16 protein-coding genes are annotated in these 15,715 nt (G+C 64.2%); 11 read left to right on the top strand and 5 right to left on the bottom strand.

Going from position 1 to position 15,715, the window contains the following annotated elements:
• The first annotated feature begins 3 nt into the window (after positions 1-3).
• On the top strand, positions 4-999 hold the full coding sequence (locus tag BLT98_RS02610) for a response regulator (protein ID WP_070280554.1): 996 nt from the start codon (positions 4-6) through the stop codon (positions 997-999).
• A gap of 10 nt (positions 1,000-1,009) precedes the next feature.
• Here the strand turns inward: BLT98_RS02610 and BLT98_RS02605 are convergent, their stop codons facing one another.
• Genes BLT98_RS02605 through BLT98_RS02595 form a run of 3 tightly spaced genes read right to left on the bottom strand, consistent with a single transcriptional unit; the run spans position 1,010 to position 2,759 of the window.
• Positions 1,010-1,690, bottom strand: coding sequence for an RES family NAD+ phosphorylase (locus BLT98_RS02605; RefSeq protein ID WP_092605079.1), 681 nt, complete (start codon positions 1,688-1,690; stop codon positions 1,010-1,012).
• Between the two features lies 1 nt (position 1,691).
• On the bottom strand, positions 1,692-2,336 hold the full coding sequence (locus BLT98_RS29395; protein WP_244517358.1) for a hypothetical protein: 645 nt from the start codon (positions 2,334-2,336) through the stop codon (positions 1,692-1,694).
• A 9-nt stretch (positions 2,337-2,345) separates the two neighbouring features.
• Positions 2,346-2,759, bottom strand: a complete 414-nt coding sequence (locus tag BLT98_RS02595) for a hypothetical protein (RefSeq protein WP_139178986.1) — start codon at positions 2,757-2,759, stop codon at positions 2,346-2,348.
• Positions 2,760-2,933: 174 nt separating this feature from the next.
• Here BLT98_RS02595 and BLT98_RS02590 point away from each other — a divergent pair, with 174 nt between their 5' ends.
• Positions 2,934-3,749, top strand: a complete 816-nt coding sequence (locus tag BLT98_RS02590; protein WP_092605077.1) for an aminoglycoside phosphotransferase family protein — start codon at positions 2,934-2,936, stop codon at positions 3,747-3,749.
• Here the strand turns inward: BLT98_RS02590 and BLT98_RS02585 are convergent.
• Together BLT98_RS02585 and BLT98_RS02580 are read right to left on the bottom strand one after the other, a co-directional pair.
• A complete protein-coding gene (locus tag BLT98_RS02585; RefSeq protein WP_092605076.1) occupies positions 3,721-5,625 on the bottom strand; it encodes an esterase/lipase family protein in 1,905 nt (634 codons plus the stop codon). The two genes, BLT98_RS02590 and BLT98_RS02585, sit on opposite strands and share 29 nt — an antisense overlap.
• Before the next feature lie 13 nt (positions 5,626-5,638).
• On the bottom strand, positions 5,639-6,415 hold the full coding sequence (locus BLT98_RS02580; RefSeq protein WP_034785793.1) for a DUF481 domain-containing protein: 777 nt from the start codon (positions 6,413-6,415) through the stop codon (positions 5,639-5,641).
• Between the two features lie 255 nt (positions 6,416-6,670).
• Between BLT98_RS02580 and BLT98_RS02575 the strand changes: the two genes are divergently transcribed.
• From BLT98_RS02575 to BLT98_RS02535, 9 genes are all read left to right on the top strand, one after another.
• Positions 6,671-7,357, top strand: a complete 687-nt coding sequence (locus BLT98_RS02575) for a winged helix-turn-helix domain-containing protein (RefSeq protein WP_092605075.1) — start codon at positions 6,671-6,673, stop codon at positions 7,355-7,357.
• The gene (locus BLT98_RS02570) at positions 7,350-8,714 is read left to right on the top strand and encodes a sensor histidine kinase (RefSeq protein WP_092605074.1); all 1,365 of its coding nucleotides are present in this window, start codon (positions 7,350-7,352) and stop codon (positions 8,712-8,714) included. The genes BLT98_RS02575 and BLT98_RS02570 overlap by 8 nt, the downstream gene beginning before the upstream one ends.
• Before the next feature lie 219 nt (positions 8,715-8,933).
• Positions 8,934-10,019: an acyltransferase family protein gene (locus BLT98_RS02565; protein WP_092605073.1), complete on the top strand. Its 1,086-nt coding sequence runs from the start codon at positions 8,934-8,936 to the stop codon at positions 10,017-10,019.
• 178 nt (positions 10,020-10,197) lie between these two features.
• Positions 10,198-11,100 (top strand): VirK/YbjX family protein, encoded by a 903-nt coding sequence (locus tag BLT98_RS02560; RefSeq protein WP_092605072.1) that lies wholly within the window; start codon positions 10,198-10,200, stop codon positions 11,098-11,100.
• A gap of 112 nt (positions 11,101-11,212) precedes the next feature.
• Entirely contained in the window at positions 11,213-12,187 is a 975-nt protein-coding gene (gene hemB / locus BLT98_RS02555; RefSeq protein ID WP_034785799.1) for a porphobilinogen synthase, read from the top strand.
• 107 nt (positions 12,188-12,294) lie between these two features.
• Complete coding sequence (locus BLT98_RS02550) at positions 12,295-13,638, top strand: MBL fold metallo-hydrolase (protein ID WP_092605071.1); 1,344 nt, start codon at positions 12,295-12,297, stop codon at positions 13,636-13,638.
• Positions 13,639-13,694: 56 nt separating this feature from the next.
• Complete coding sequence (gene msrA / locus BLT98_RS02545; protein ID WP_092605070.1) at positions 13,695-14,204, top strand: peptide-methionine (S)-S-oxide reductase MsrA; 510 nt, start codon at positions 13,695-13,697, stop codon at positions 14,202-14,204.
• 24 nt (positions 14,205-14,228) lie between these two features.
• The gene (locus tag BLT98_RS02540; protein WP_070257028.1) at positions 14,229-15,038 is read left to right on the top strand and encodes a helix-turn-helix domain-containing protein; all 810 of its coding nucleotides are present in this window, start codon (positions 14,229-14,231) and stop codon (positions 15,036-15,038) included.
• A 224-nt stretch (positions 15,039-15,262) separates the two neighbouring features.
• Positions 15,263-15,661: a DUF1842 domain-containing protein gene (locus BLT98_RS02535; RefSeq protein WP_034785805.1), complete on the top strand. Its 399-nt coding sequence runs from the start codon at positions 15,263-15,265 to the stop codon at positions 15,659-15,661.
• Positions 15,662-15,715 lie beyond the last annotated feature (54 nt).

Here is a 15,715-nt window from a genome sequence, read left to right as displayed (position 1 = left end):
ACGATGACCTTACACGAAGACAAACCGATCCTGCTGCTGGTTGACGATGAAGCGACAAATCTGCAGGTGCTGCGCCAGATCTTGCAGGACGATTACCGCCTGCTGTATGCCAAGGATGGCGAGAAGGCGCTGGAACTGGCGCAACACAATCCCGTCGAACTGATCCTGCTCGACATCATGATGCCCGCCATGACGGGCTATGAGGTATGCAGGCAGCTCAAGGCCATGCCGGCCACCGCGTCCATTCCCGTCATTTTCGTCACCGCCCTGTGCGACGTGAAGGACGAGGCGGATGGCTTTGACGCGGGCGCCGTCGACTACATCACGAAACCCGTCAGCCCGCCCATCGTGCGCGCCCGCGTGCGCACGCATCTGTCGCTGGTCGACGCCGAAGAGTTGCGCCGCTCGCGCCTGCAGGTGATCCAGACCCTGGGCCAGGCGGCCGAATACAAGGATAACGAGACGGGCATGCACGTCATCCGCATGAGCTATTACGCGCGCCAGCTGGCGCTGGCGGCCGGCTACAGCGCGGCCAGGGCGGAAGACCTGCTCAACGCGGCGCCCATGCACGACGTGGGCAAGATCGGCATCCCCGACGCCATCCTGCAAAAGCCGGGCAAGCTCGATGCTGACGAATGGCAAGTCATGCGCAGCCACGCGGAAATCGGCGCCGCCATCATCGGCGAGCATGCGGGCGGCCTGCTGAAAATGGCGCGCACCATCGCCCTGACGCACCACGAAAAATGGGACGGCAGCGGCTATCCGCAAGGCTTGAAAGGCGAGGAAATCCCCCACGAAGGCCGCATCGTCGCCATCGCCGACGTCTTCGACGCGCTTACCAGCGAACGCCCGTACAAGCGCGCCTGGACGGTCGACGAAGCCATCGCCACCATGCAGCGCGACAGCGGCACGCACTTCGACCCGCAACTGCTGGCGCTGTTCATCGAACAGCTGCCGGCCATGCTGGAAATCAAGGACCAGTGGCGCGAGCCGGCGTAGGGAGTGTCAGTCAGGGCGGGTCCACGCGCAGGCGTTCAGCAAGCAGGCTGGCATAGGCAGGGGTGTCGCCGAACGTCAGATGCGAACGCGCCATGTTCCTGCCCAGCGTTGCCATGTAACGCGAGGAGAGGGCATAGGCGAGTTTTCCGGGCTGACGGCGCGACGGATAGATGAAGCCATGAATCGCCCCTGCCTCCTGTGTAATGATCTGATCGAGCTGCCAGCCCAGCCATTGGCACCAGCCGTGGTCGGGACTATGCAAGCGGTCATAAATGCCCAGCCGGCTGGCGACCGGCCCTGTGAGGTCGAGCAATCGCAGCGGAGCGCTGAATGACAGCGTCGCGATCAGCGCTTGTTTCGCGTTGTGAGCGATGTAAAAGGTGCCCGGTCGCGTGACGTCGTTACGGCAAAGCTGGGCTTCCCAGACCGCCGTGTAGATATCGTCCGCGGCATATACCCAGTGATAGGGGAAACCGTTCGGATCAGCCAGTTCGACGGGTGGCCCGAAGCGATACGTGCGCTCGACCTTCGCGGGCCAGATGGACGCCTCGTTCCACGCCGCGCGTACCAAGGCTTGGCCTGATTGAGGGGTGACGACATTACTCAATAATTCAGTGCGCAGCGATTCGAACGCCGGCAAGTGTGCCGCCATTTCTGGCGGGACGGGTGTTTCGTTCAGTTGATATGCCATGCTAGCCTATGATATCGGCCATGCCCCTGTGTTGCCACGTTGCCGCCGCAATGACCTTGCGTAGCCTTTCGCGTGCCGGCAAATCCAGCAGCGCTTGCTGACTGGGATGTACCTCGGCCCGCGTTTCAAACGATTTACCTGCAAGCATTTCTGCAGGGGAAAGTTCGTTGAATTCATCGGCACTGCTGATCCAGAAGGCATGAATTTCACTACTCGGCTGGTCGGCAAGAATGGCGAGCGCCGGCGCGATCAGTTCCGGCACCGGCTGGACAAATTGCCAAGCAGGAAACTCCTTGCCGATACTGCGCCCTTTGGGTGTCACGCAATAAAACCGCTTGCTTTCCACCGCGCGGTACAGCGACGCTTGCGAAAGCGCCACCCATCCTTGTTCGATCACATCCGAAACCTTGAGTTTTGACACGGGAAGCCGGACCAGCATGGCTGGTGACGCGGTGCCCAACGAGGCGCGTGCCTCATGGAGCGCGCGCGTGGCCAGGTCGATCAAGCGGCTGCGCTCGGGACCTTGCGCCAGGATATCGAGGTGCGCGGCCACAAGCTGCGAGAACTGTTCAACCACCCTAAGGTCGTTGTCTGTCCACTCCCGATGCTCGGGCGCCAGAACGCCATGATCCAGATTCGGTGTCATCTTGATTCCTCAGGCAAATGTCGGTGGTGCGATCGAAGGATGCGTTGCAGTAATTCGCCGAACCCGGCCGGAGAGCACCAGGCCTTGGGCCGGTATGCAATGCAGCAGTTTTTGCAATGTCGCCACGAGCAAACGGTCTTTGTCGCGCTTGATTAACAGCCGCACATAGTATTTCCGCACCATATGCTTGGGCCGCGCACCTTCCGTCGCCATTCTGGCGTTTTCCACTGCTTCAAAAAAACGCAGGTAGGAATCGCGCAAGCGCTGCATCGATTGCCCCGCAAGCAGGCCCGCCTGCCTGATCTGGGCCAGGATGCCACTTTCCTGCTCGATAGCCGCGAGTGCGCGCAAATGCTCAAAAGCATTTTTCAGTGCCTGGCGTTCAATGGCGGAGAACAGTTCAGATGGCGACAATACATTCATGATGACCTCTGGGCGGAAGCGTAATAAAGAACATCATATACAAGATTCTCATGTTTCGCAACTTTATCATCGGAGAAATTCCTGGATGCAGGGTGAGTATCCATACGGGCCGATCAGCCAGCATTTGCGCATCTCCCTTATAGTGGCGTTCTGACTGTCATCGCAGGATTACCCATGAATCACGACAACCGAATTGCCGACCATCTCCGGCAATGGTCATTGCAAGCCGATGGCATGCCCGTGCACACGCACGGCGCATGCCTGTTGCCGGTGCTGCACGGTGGCCAGCCGGCAATGCTGAAGCTGTCGACAGGTGACGATGAGCGGCGCGCTGGCGCCGTGCTGCGCTGGTGGGATGGCGACGGCGCCGTGCGCGTGCTTGTCGCCTCCACGGAGGATGATGCGCTGCTGCTTGAGCGGGCGATGGGTTCCCGTTCGCTGGCCGCGCTGGCGCGCGCGGGGGAGGCGGGCGATGCGGCCGCCACCGGTATCCTGTGCGCCGTGGCGGCACGCCTGCATGCGCCGCGGCCATCCGCTCCACTTTTGCCTCCCTTGTCCGGCTGCTTTGCCGCGCTGGCCGCTGCCGCCGCGCGCGGCGGCGTGTTGTCGGCATGCCATGCCGTGGCGCAGGATTTGCTGGCGGCGCCGCAGGACAGCGTGGTGCTGCATGGCGATCTGCATCACGCGAACGTGCTCGATGGCGGCGCGCGCGGCTGGCTGGCCATCGATCCGAAAGGCTATGTGGGCGAGCGGGGTTTTGATTTCGCCAATATTCTGTGCAACCCGGACGCCGCGCTGGCCACTTCGCCGGGCCGGCTGGAGCGGCAGGCGGCGTTGATCGCCGATGCGGCGTGCCTCGATCCGGCGCGGCTGCTGGCGTGGGGCGCCGCGTGGGCAGGCCTGTCGGCGGCCTGGCACCTGGAAGACGGCACGCCGCCGGAGACGGCGCTGGCCGTGGCCGTTACCGCGCTGGCGGCCTTGCGGGCGTGACGAGGCCTAAACTGTCCGGCAGCCGCAAAATCCGCCGTATCTCCAAAATCGCCTGCGGGCTTTCCTGCACGCTGTGCCAGGACGGGATGACTTTTTCCGACAGGGCGCCATCGAGGTGGGCGCTGGCGTAGGGGACCACGCCGTCGCTCGATTCGGCCAATGGCAGGTCGGGCGTGTCGTTGCCCATGATGGAGTAGTAGCGCACTTTCGGGCTGATGGGCAGGTCTGCCACCAGGCGCACGAACGGGTCCTTGTCGCTGAGGTTATCGATGCTGTTGGGGATGCGCAGCGGTTCGCTGCTGCCCGTGTCGAGCTGCGCCAGGCTGCCGGCCGCGTCGGACAACTGGTCGAGCATGTTGATGGGCAATGTGATCAGGTTGGCGATCCAGCGCGCCACCTTGTGGTTGGCGAACGAGGTGCCGCGGTGCGGCGCGGCGATGAAGATGGCGCGGTTCACCTGCGGCATGGCCGTGAAATTCAGGTAGGGCGCCAGGCCGGCGCGCACTTTTTCCGCCTTCTTGCCCTTCAAATTGTATTCTTCCGTGATGGCGTCGAGCAGGGTATTGCTGGCATCGGAGACCATCAGGCGCGCCAGCACGCCGCCCATGCTGTGGCCGATCAAGACCATGTCGTTCGCGGCATCGGCCTTGGCCGAAGGGTCGAACTGCGCCAGCGTCGCGTTCAGCGCCTGGCGGATGGCGGCGTTGTTGGCCGCCAGCGGCGCATTGCTCGGGTAGTACACTTGCCAGATCTGATAGCGGCGGCGCAGCTGTTCGTCGCCCATCAGTTCATTCGCCACGTTGATCCACGCTTCCGGACTGCTGGCCAGGCCGTGCAGCATGACGATGGTGCGCTTGTTCGGGTCGTAGGGCTGCATCAGGTGCACCTGCGGGCGCGAAATGCCGTCGGCACGGCCGAACAGGGTGCGCAGCGCCTGCACGCCGAAGCCGGAGCGGGCCAGCCACAAGCCATAGCCGGCCGTGAAATTGGCTGCCACGGGCAGTTCCTGTCCCGCCATGCGCGTCGATTCGCTGCGCGTCGGGTCGACCAGCATCACCAGCAGCTGTTGCGTGGCCAGGACTTCCTGCAGGCTGTTGCCGTCGAAGCGGATCAGCGCCGTGACGACGGGGAAGCGGGTTTCCTGGTAAGGGACATACTCGTCTTTCGATGCCCGGGGCTTGGGCATGACGGCCACCAGGTCGGCGCCGAAGCCATCGCGCCGGTACACATTGCGCAGGCCGGAAAACGACAGCGAGGTGGCCGGCAGCAGTTCATCGGGCAGGGTGCCGTCTTCGGGCAGGCGCAGGGCCGACAATTCGCTGTCGATTTCCCAGCCGGCGACGCGGATCACATGGCCGTCGGGGCGGTATTCGCCGCGGTGGCGGAACAGGTTGCCGACGGCCTTTTGCACGGCATAATTATAGTAGTCGCGGATTTGCGTCTGGCGCTCCTCGAAGGCGCGCTGGCCCGGCGTGCGCGTCGTGTAGAACAGGTAGGCATACGCATAGCGGGCCGATTCGAGCCAGGCGGCCAGCCGCTCGGCACTCGGGTGGCCGCCCTGTTTTTCTTCCGCCAGGGCGCTTTCCAGCCACAATTCGGACAGGGTGGCCAGGCGCTGCTCGTCGCTGAGCAGTTCGGAGCGGGCCAGATCGGCGCGGCAGCTGCCCGTATTGGCTTCGCAGGCGGCGATGTCGCTGCCGATGATGCGCAGCACTTCGCTGGCCGAGGCACTGAGTTTGCCCGTGGTGAGGATGTCGCCGCGCCGCTGCTGCAGGTAGTCGGCCGGCGAGATCGCGCTGACGGTGACGGCGGCGCAGCCGCTCAGCAGCGCCGCGGCGCACAGGAGGGCGCATACGCGCAGACGTCGCATCAGCATGGCCGGTCCGCGTCTAGAACGAGTAGACCAGCGTCAGCGAGGTTTGCGTATCCGTGTTCTTCTTGTCGTCCGGCACGCGCGTATCGTTGCGGGCGCTGAAGGCGGCCTTCATCTGCATGGTGCCGTTGATCTTGGTGCTGAGGGCTGTTTCGGCGATCGAGTGGGTGTTCGAGGTACCCCGCTCCACGCTGACCGTTTGCGTAAACATGGCCGACTGGCTGATTTTCCACTTCATGGCGGCCGCGCCGCGCACCGTCAGGCCGTGTTCCGATTCGCCCGCATCATTGGTGCCGCTGAAATAGCCTGGACCGACTTCCACGTCGATGCTCTTGTCGCTCGACTGGTACCAGCGCGAGCCATGACCGATGGCCAGGGTCGAGTACTTGGTGTAGGCGCCGAACTTGTCGTTCACGTGCGAGGCCAGCACGAACAGTTTTTCATGGTCGGCCATCAGCTTGTAGGCGGCCTTGGCGGAGGCGGAAAAGCGCTCGGCCGAGCGTTCGCGCACTTTCTCGCCGTCGTCGTTGGTCGTTTCGTCTTCCTTGAAGTAGCCGCTGAAGATGTACTGGTTGCTCCAGTCATCGAGTTCCTGACGCGCGTCGATCTTGCCCGTGACGGAGGTGCCGACCGTATTGCCGGAGGTGGTGATGGCGCCCAGTTCGGCGGACGTGCTCCAGCTGCCGATGGGGATTTCATCAAACAACAGGCTTTGCTTGGTGTCTTTGGCGGCGGCGCTGCCGCAGGTGATGGCCATGGCCAGCGCCAGTGCGAGAGAGTGGGTCGATTTCATGGCTGTATTGGTCTGTGGCGCGCGCCTGGCGCGCCTGATATTCGTTAATGGCAGTGGTGGCTATGCAGGCCGCGGCAAGCCGCGAGGCGCCGATGAAACCTGCGCACATGCGCGCGGGGGCGCGGCCAAAAATTGTCGAGGCTGTATTGTACCCGACCCTGTCATCGCGCGCCGCACGCCGGCGGGGCTGGCAAGTGGCGCGCGCCTGGCGTATGCTGCGCCTATCTGCTGCCCTGATTTTTACAAGGAACTCCCGTGCGCTGCCTGGTCATCGAAGACGAAGCTGAAACTTCCCGCTATATCTGTGCCGGCCTGCGCGAGGCGGGCCACGACGTCACCGCCTGCGACAATGGCATCGACGGCATGCGCCTGGCCTGCGGCGAAGACTGGGATGCGCTGGTGCTCGACCGCCTGCTGCCTGGCGAGATCGATGGCCTGGCCATCGTCGCGCGCCTGCGCGGCATGGGCCGCAACACGCCCGTGCTGGTCCTGTCGGCCCTGTCCAGCGTCGACGAGCGCGTGCGCGGCCTGCGCAGCGGCGGCGACGATTATTTGTCGAAACCGTTCGCCATCGCCGAACTGCTGGCGCGCATCGAAGCGCTGCTGCGGCGCGCCGCGCCCGTACCCGAATCGACGCAGCTGCAGGTGGCCGACCTGGTACTCGACATGCGCACCATGCGCGTGACGCGCGCCAACCGGCAGATCGCCTTGCAGCCGCGCGAATTTCGCCTGCTGGAATACCTGATGCGCCACCAGGGCCAGTCCGTCACGCGCGCCATGCTGCTCGAAGCCGTGTGGGACTACCATTTCGACCCGCAGACCAACGTCATCGACGTGCAGGTGAGCCGTTTGCGCACCAAGGTAGACAAGGAATTTTCGCCGCCGCTGATCCACACGGTGCGCGGCGTCGGCTACACCCTGGACGTGATCGACAGTGCGTAACTGGCACCGCTCGATCGCGGCCCGCCTGGCGCTCGGCTATGGCGTGCTGGTGGTCGTGTCGATCAGCATCGTCTGCGCCGTGTTCTATTTCGGCACCATCGGCGTGCTCGATCGCAGCGTGGACCGCAAGCTGACCCTGCTCTCGGAGCGCCTCGCCGCCCTGTACCAGCAGGACGATGCCAGCCGTACGACGGCGGAAATCGCCCATTTGCTGACCGACCGCACCGACAGCGACACGGAAATCTTCCTGCTGGTGGGCGCCGATGGCAGCCGCGTGGCGGGCAATCTGTCGTCCTGGCCCGACGTGGGCAGCCCCGTGGGCCGCTTGCTGCACCGCGACGTCACGCGCGAAGGGCGCAGGGTGCCCGCGCGCATGCTGATCCGCGACCTGGAGGGCGGCGCGCGCCTGTTCGTCGGGCGCGACATGGAAGAGGGCAAGTCGATCCGTTCGCTGGTGCTGCGCTCGCTGGCCTACGGCGGCGGGGTTGCCATTCTGCTGGTGGTGGCGGGCGCCTGGCTGTTCCGCCGCCAGCTTGAGGCGCGCATCGGGCAGATCCGCCGCACGGCGGGGGAAATCGAGGCGGGAGACCTGAGCCGTCGCATTCCCGTTTCCAGCGAAGATGAGTTCGGCTTGCTGAGCCGCGACATCAACCGCATGCTCGACCGCATCGAGCACTTGATGGAAGGCGTGCGCCACGTGTCGAACGCCATCGCGCACGACTTGCGCACGCCGCTGGGCCGCATCCGCAACAAGCTCGATGGCGCCCTGCGCCAGCAGCAGGGCGTGGCCGGCTACGAGAGCGCGGCGCAGGCGGCCATCGACGACATCGACGACCTGACGCGCGTGTTCGACAAGCTGCTGCAGATCGCGGCAGCCGAATCGGGTATGCGTCCCGAGAATTTCAACGACATCGACCTGCAGCAGATCGGCGCCGACATCGTGGAAATGTACGAAGCCACGGCCGACGAGCAGGGCGTGCTGCTGGTGCAGATGTATGGCGAAGGCGTGCCGGCGCGCGGCGACCGCAACCTGCTGGGCAGCGCGCTGGCCAGCCTGGTCGACAACGCCATCAAGTATGCGGGGCGGGGCGCCACGGTGGAAGTGTCGGCCGGCAGCGATGAGCAGGGCAGCTGGCTGGCCGTGCGCGACAACGGCCCCGGCGTACCAACGGAGGAACTGCCGAAGCTGACGCAGCGTTTTTACCGGCTCGACAAGAGCCGCCATTTGCCCGGCAATGGCCTGGGACTGTCCATCGTCGCAGCCATCGCCGCCCTGCATGGCGGCACCCTGGAGATCGAGGATGCGGCGCCGGGCTTGCGCCTGCGTTTCAGGCTGGCCGATTTTATTGTCCGCTAAGCCCAGCCTTGCTGGTCGCCGTGTTTTTTTTGCTATAAGTGTTGTCATATTTACTTTTTAATAAAGCATCATGATACAATTTTGACACTTTTGTGGCGTCGCCATTGGACGGTGCATCCTGCCCGTCGTCGTGCGGCCGCATCGAGTGATCGCCATATCTGCCTGGTTCTCTTTGCTGGCGCGGTGCGCCAGTTCGACAGGTGGATATCGGGAGTAAGCATGATTGGTGCCGGCATGAAGAGTGGCCATTTCAGCGGCCGCATCGTTTCTCTCGATGGCTTGCGTGGCCTGGCCGCGATGCTGGTCGCCGTGTATCACCTGCCAGTCATATTCGGCTTCAAGATCACGCACGCCTACTTGGCGGTCGACTTCTTTTTCATCCTGTCCGGCTGGGTCATGGCACACAGCTATGAAGAGCGCATCCGCCTTGGCATGCCGTTCAGCGACTTTCTGTATAACCGCTTTGCCAGGCTGTATCCGCTGTACGCCGTCGCGCTACTGGCGGCCCTTGCCGTGACCCTGGTCAAGAGCCGCATCGGCGCCACGTCAGCGAACATCGCATGCTTTGTGCCCAATGCGCTGATGCTGCCCTGCCTGCAGGATGACGGGCCTAGCTTCCCCTTGAACGGACCCAGCTGGTCAATTTTCGTCGAGGTGTCCATCAATTTGATCTGGTTCTTTGCCGTCCGCATGGGCATGCATGGTTTGCGTTGGACGCTCGCGCTGCACCTGTGCTCGGCGCTGCTGCTATGGGGGTTCGCCGTCTGGATGAACCGCTACCTGACTGGCTATGAGTCGGATGATGTACACGAAGGCTTGCTGCGTGGCCTGCTGGGCTTTACCGGTGGCTTGCTGTTGTTCCAGTGCCGCATGCATGCCTGGATACTGGCCTATTTTGCGGCGCTGGCGCTAGGCGTGTTTGCCGCTTTTTATGCGGCAGGCGATGCCGGCGATGTCATACCGCTGGGCCTCGTCGTGATGTGCGTCCTGCCCGCGACGGTGTGGCTTGTCGCCAGGCTGCGGCCGGCGATACTCGAGGGCCAGGCAGCCGCCTTCCTGGGCGACTGCTCGTATGCCATCTACTTGCTGCATGTGCCGCTGGCCATGCTGCTGCAAAAGCCGCTACGCCTGATGTTGCCTGGCACGGGCATAGCGGACTACATGATGAAGGCGGCGATCTTCACCGCCATCCTGCTCGTTGTCAGCAGCATCAGCTACCGCTTGCTGGAAGTGCCGGCGCGGCGTTGGCTGCTGCGGCGGCTCAAGCGCGACCTTAGGGAACCTGCCGTCGGCTCCCTGCCGTAATGTGCTTGTGCGCCATACGCCAAGTCGACATTACCAACTTGTAACCCCCTTCATTTTCGCCTCCCCCTATCATCCGTTCTACCCGGCGTAGAGCGGCTGCGTGCGCGCAGCCGCCTGTTCCGGGCTGCCCGCGGCCTGCCGCGGCTTGCCAGTCCCGACCCGTCGCAGAGCCGTTTTCATGCATACTTTTACCGCCACCGGCGACAACGCCGCGCCGCAACAGGCGCCACTGCGCCAGCATGGCCACCGTATCAAGGCCGCGCTGGGCGCCATCGTCTTTCCCCTGCAGCGCGCGCGCTGGCAAGCGTTCATCGCCGGCACACCGGGCCTGGCGGCGCTGGCGCAAGCCCATCCCAGCCTGCTGTACAAGATTTATCGTCCCTATGCCAGCCGCCAGTTGTGCTGCGCGGCGAGGGTGGCGCTGCTGTGCGGGCATTACCGCTTCCTGTGGCAGGCGGGCGCACGGCCGCTGGTGGAATACGCGGCGCGCCGCGCGCTGGTGCTGGCCGCCATCGAGGGCAAGGATGGTGCCAGCTACCGCTTGCAGCTGACGGCCATCCACGATAGCCACCGCGAAGGGGAACTGTGCCTGCGCCTGACGCGCGATGGCGTCCCGCTGTACCTGGCCAGTTTCCTGTTCCGGCCCCAGCCTGGCGGCGCCGTCATCCAGCTGGGCGCCTTGCAGGGCTTGCGCTCGCCCGCCGGCGCGCAGGCGGTAAAAGAGGCCACGCGGGCGCTGCACGGCTGCCGGCCGAAAAATCTGATGGTGGCCGCCTTGCGCGACCTGGGCGACTTTTTCGGCTGCGGCCACCTGGACCTGGTCAGCAACGCCAACCGCATCGCGCTGAACTGGCGCCGGCGCCGCCATATCTCGTGCGACTACGACCAGGCGTGGCGGGAACTGCACGCGCTGCCCACCGGCGATGGCAATTACCGCCTGCCATGCGGCCCATGCCGGATGCCGGAGCTGGAGCTGGTGCCGTCGAAAAAGCGCGCGGACGCGCGGCGCCGCGGCGCCATGCTGGTGCAGCTGGCGGCCGACATGCGCTGGCAAGTGGCGGCCCTGCTGCACGCGCTATGACGATGCAGGGCGGGGTTTCTTGACCTGCGCGGCTTTTTTGCCGGGCAGCCCGGCGCAATCGGCGTGATCGGCGTATACTAATCGGCGTTGTTAACCTGAAGCCAGTCACCCCATGCCAGCACAATTCCCCACTTCGCGCATGCGCCGCCTGCGCGCGACCCCGCAACTGCGCGAGCTGTTCCGCGAAACCGAGATCAATCCGCGCGACCTGGTCCTGCCGATCTTCGTCGACGAAGGCAGCAGCGATTTCATCGACATCAAGTCCATGCCCGGCGTGCGCCGCATTCCCGAAGCGAAGCTGGCGCAGGAAGTGGAGCGCTATGCGCGCGCCGGCCTGCGCTCCGTCATGACCTTCGGCATTTCGCACCACAAGGATAGCCACGGCACGGACACGCTGAATCCGGACGGCCTGGTGGCCCGCATGTCGCGCATCATCAAGGATGCCGTGCCGGAAATGGTGGTCATGTCCGACACCTGCTTCTGCGAATACACGGACCATGGCCATTGCGGCATCCTGCATGGCGACACGGTCGACAATGACAGCACGGTACTGAATTTGGGCAAGCAGGCCGTCATCGCGGCCCAGGCGGGCGCCGACATCATCGCCCCATCGGCCGCCATGGACGGCCAGGTGGCGGCGATCCGCAGCGCGCTTGACGCGGCCGGTTTCCACGACACGCCCGTGATGGCGTATTCGACCAAGTTCGCCTCCGGCCTGTACGGCCCGTTCCGCGACGCGGCCGGCAGCACCCTCAAGGGCGACCGCAAGACGTACCAGATGGACCCGATGAACCGCCGCGAAGCGGTGCGCGAGTCCTTGATCGACGAAGCCGAAGGCGCCGACGCGCTGATGGTGAAACCGGCCGGGGCGTATCTGGACATCATCCGCGACCTGCGCGAAGTGACGCGTTTGCCGATCGGCGCCTACCAGGTCAGCGGCGAGTACGCGATGATCAAGTTCGCCGCCGAGGCGGGCGCCATCGACGAGCGCCGCGTGGTGCAGGAAACCCTGGGCGCCATCAAGCGCGCGGGCGCGGACATGATCTTTACGTATTTCGCGATGGATGTGCTGAATAATCCGTATTAAACATTTCCCATCAAGTTAGTGCTTGTTTTCACCCCCAAAGCAAGAGCTGGGGTCAGACCCGGCGGGTCTGACCCCGGAATTTGCCGTTGGGTTTATTTAGCTTATCCATGCCCCTGAAAATCTCCCGCATCCTGCACGCCGGCTATGTCTTCGAGTGCGAAGGCACGGCCATCGCCTTCGACCCCATCGTCGAAAACCCGTTCAGCCGCAACTGCCACGCGTTTCCGCCCGTGCGCTTCGACCTCGATGCCGTGCGCCGGCTGCGCTGGGATGCCGTCTTCATCTCGCACTTCCACGACGACCACTGTTCGCTCGACAGCCTCGATGTGCTGGACCGCGCCACGCCCATCTACCTGTACTGCGTCTTCGATGAACTGTTCGCGATGCTGCGCGCGCTGGGTTTTACCCACGTGCAGCGGCTGCACGTCGACGTGCCGGTGCGGGTGGGCGCCATCGAAGTGATCCCGCGCCGCGCGCTGGACGACGATGTCGATTCGCTGTTCCAGGTGTGTGCGGCCGGGCTGAATGTGCTCAATGTCGTCGATTCCTGGATCGGCCCGGAGACGCTGGCACAGCTTTCCGCCTTTGCGCCCTGGGACATGGTGCTATGGCCATTCCAGACCATGCGCGAGATCGCCGTCATCGCGCCGTCGCAGGCGCAGCCTGGCCCGGTCGACCTGCCCGACGACTGGGTGCCGCAGCTGCGCGCGCTGGCGCCCCGTTACATCGTGCCCAGCTCCTGCCAGTTCGTGCAGGAAGACTGGTCCTGGTACAACCACGCGATGTTCCCGATTACCTACCGCCAGTTTGCGCAGGAAATCGGCGCCGCGCTGCCCGAGGCGCACATCTTCCGCCTCGACCCGTCGACGGCCGTGCTGCTCGACGCGCACGGCATGGCACCGGCCGCGCCACTGCCCTGGGTCATTCCCGTGGGCCCGCAGGACGTGGATTTCGACTACCGCCCCGAGGCGCTTGCGCCCGCCACGGCGGACATCGCGCGCCGTTTCTCCCCCTTGAGCGCGGATGATGCGGTGCTGGTGCTCGATTTTTGCCGTAACGGTTTACTTGAGCGCTACCGCGACATGGAGCTGCCCGAAGACAGCTATTTCCAGGCCCCGCGTGTGTGGCGGCTGTCGCTGTACGGCCACGACGGCGCGGCCACGGTCCTGCATTACCGCACGCACGGCGATTTGATCGATCTCGTGCCGGACACGGGCGAGGCGCCCGGCTGGACCACCGAGGTGCCGCTGGTGAAATGCCATGCGGCGCTGGTGCTGGGCGAATCGCTGACGTCGATGTACATGCGCATCAACGATGGCCCATTCGATGCGGCCACGCGGGCCGGACTGGCGGAAGCGGACATCGTCGACGACCCCTTGATCCGCTGCCTGTTCAACGACGCCATCGGCGCCTACCAGGCGGCGCAGCTCAAGCGCTTGCTGGCCCGCTGAAGAAAGTCGCGCGACAGAGTAAGATAGCTGCTTCTGACTAGAACGGGAAAGACACCATGGCACAAGACAATGAAACCGCGATCCTGGCCGGCGGCTGCTTCTGGGGCGTACAAGACTTGCTGCGTCGTTATCCGGGCGTGATCGCCACGCGCGTGGGCTACAGCGGCGGCGACGTGGCCAACGCCACCTACCGCAACCATGGCACGCATGCGGAAGCCATCGAGATCATTTTCGACCCGAACACCATCAGCTACCGCAAGATCCTGGAATTCTTCTTCCAGATCCACGACCCCAGCACGCCGGACCGCCAGGGCAATGACCGCGGCAGCAGCTACCGCTCGGCCATTTATTACACCAGCAATGAGCAAAAACGGGTGGCCGAAGACACCATCCGCGACGTCGACGCTTCCGGCCTGTGGCCCGGCAAGGTGGTGACGGAAGTGGCGCCGGCCGGCCCGTTCTGGGAAGCGGAACCCGAGCATCAGGATTATCTGCAGCGCTTGCCGCACGGCTATACCTGCCATTACATCCGGCCGGACTGGGTCTTGCCGCAGCGGCAGCAATAAGCCCGGCGGGCAGGGGAGACGGCCATGCGCTATTGGCAGGTGGAACGGCGGCAGGCGGAGGGACAGCTGGATCTGGGGCGCGCCCTCGATCTGGTGGCGGCCATCGGCCATGCCGACGTCAATGCCATGGCGGGCGCCATCCTGAAAACCGCCGGCGCGGCCGCTTCCATCGCCCAGTGCACGATCTTTGCTTATGAGTTCGGCAACCGGCCCCGCACGGTGGCCGTGGCCGACCGGCGCGGCGGACGCTTTTTGCAGGATATCGCCGACAGCTACGCCCGCCATTATTATGCGCTCGACGGCAACCAGAGCGTCATCGCGCCCGCGCGCCAGCCGAAGCTCGATCCCGCCATCGTGCTGCACCAGCAAGCCAGCGCCGAAATCCGCCATCCCGGCTACCGCGCCGCGTGTTACCAGAAGCCGAATGTGTCGGATCGTTTGTCGCTGCTGGTGCAGCCGGCCAGCGATATCTGGCTGTCCGTCAATTTCTACCGCGACAGCAGCCAGGGGCAGTTCCAGCCTGGCGAAATCGCCGCCATCGAAACCCTGTCGCCGCTGTTCGCCTATGCGGCCAGACACCACTACAGCCTGAGCGGCCAGCCCGCGCAAGGCGTCTCGCCCATGATGCTGGCCCGGCTGCGCCAGCATGGCCCGCAATTGAGCAAGCGCGAACTCGACGCGCTGCGCGGCGTGCTCGAAGGCTTGACGGCCGCGGAGATCGCCGACACCATGGGCGTGCAGCCATCGAGCGTGATCACGTATCAAAAGCGCGCCTATAAGCGCCTGGGCATTGCCAGCCAGCGCCAATTGTTTGCGCTATGCCTAGGGGTATAGGCTGGATAAATGCTAGCGCTAGGCGCATGCCAGGGGCTGCATAAAATTGCCGAAATTCAAGGCAATAATGTGAGCATATTGCTACGAAAATACTGGCTATGCTATCTGCAGAGTGCTGATGCGCCGAAGCATAACGGCCATCGGCAAGGCTGATAGCCAGTGCCTGTCGCGCCCGCGATCTCCGGTATTCATGGCTCAGGAATCATTCCCCGAAGGAGTCCATTGTGTCCTCAACTGAATTGAATGCGGTAGAACACGTCTATCTGATCGCCGGCAATCTGGGCCTGCCTGGCGCCCCCATCCTGAATCTGGCCCTGTTTTACAATCCCGACGACGGCACCGTCAGCGGCGAAGCCCTGATCACGCAATCGGTCACGCCACCGCATGGCCGCGTGGTGATCCGCCCCGTCAGCGGCCCCGTGCATGGCCTGGGCCTGGGCAACGCCACGCGCGTTTTCAGCCTGAGCGGCGAATATGTCGTGTCCGTGCCGCCACCGGCCATCGGCAGCTACCTGGCCAAATTCGAAGCCACCTTTGTTACCGACAACAACTGGAGCGGCCACGGCTCCTTCAGCTACGACCAGCAGAAGGTCAAGAACGTGCCCATCAAGAAACGCGGCTAGTCCTTTTGGCCGATGGTTGTCCCCAAAATGGGGACAACCATCGGCGTAGTCGTC

The sequence above is a fragment of the Janthinobacterium sp. YR213 genome, from assembly GCF_900099875.1.
GTDB classification, from domain to species: Bacteria; Pseudomonadota; Gammaproteobacteria; order Burkholderiales; family Burkholderiaceae_D; genus Janthinobacterium; species Janthinobacterium lividum.
Note: the sequence above shows the minus strand (reverse complement) of the source record. Positions and strands in the feature narration are given on the sequence as shown.

Coding starts and splice junctions, on each gene's coding strand:
- BLT98_RS02610 (WP_070280554.1), top strand. CDS start 4: ATGACCTTACACGAAGACAAACCGATCCTGCTGCTGGTTGACGATGAA.
- BLT98_RS02605 (WP_092605079.1), bottom strand. CDS start 1,690: ATGGCATATCAACTGAACGAAACACCCGTCCCGCCAGAAATGGCGGCA.
- BLT98_RS29395 (WP_244517358.1), bottom strand. CDS start 2,336: ATGACACCGAATCTGGATCATGGCGTTCTGGCGCCCGAGCATCGGGAG.
- BLT98_RS02595 (WP_139178986.1), bottom strand. CDS start 2,759: ATGAATGTATTGTCGCCATCTGAACTGTTCTCCGCCATTGAACGCCAG.
- BLT98_RS02590 (WP_092605077.1), top strand. CDS start 2,934: ATGAATCACGACAACCGAATTGCCGACCATCTCCGGCAATGGTCATTG.
- BLT98_RS02585 (WP_092605076.1), bottom strand. CDS start 5,625: ATGCTGATGCGACGTCTGCGCGTATGCGCCCTCCTGTGCGCCGCGGCG.
- BLT98_RS02580 (WP_034785793.1), bottom strand. CDS start 6,415: ATGAAATCGACCCACTCTCTCGCACTGGCGCTGGCCATGGCCATCACC.
- BLT98_RS02565 (WP_092605073.1), top strand. CDS start 8,934: ATGATTGGTGCCGGCATGAAGAGTGGCCATTTCAGCGGCCGCATCGTT.
- BLT98_RS02560 (WP_092605072.1), top strand. CDS start 10,198: ATGCATACTTTTACCGCCACCGGCGACAACGCCGCGCCGCAACAGGCG.
- hemB (WP_034785799.1), top strand. CDS start 11,213: ATGCCAGCACAATTCCCCACTTCGCGCATGCGCCGCCTGCGCGCGACC.
- BLT98_RS02550 (WP_092605071.1), top strand. CDS start 12,295: ATGCCCCTGAAAATCTCCCGCATCCTGCACGCCGGCTATGTCTTCGAG.
- msrA (WP_092605070.1), top strand. CDS start 13,695: ATGGCACAAGACAATGAAACCGCGATCCTGGCCGGCGGCTGCTTCTGG.
- BLT98_RS02540 (WP_070257028.1), top strand. CDS start 14,229: ATGCGCTATTGGCAGGTGGAACGGCGGCAGGCGGAGGGACAGCTGGAT.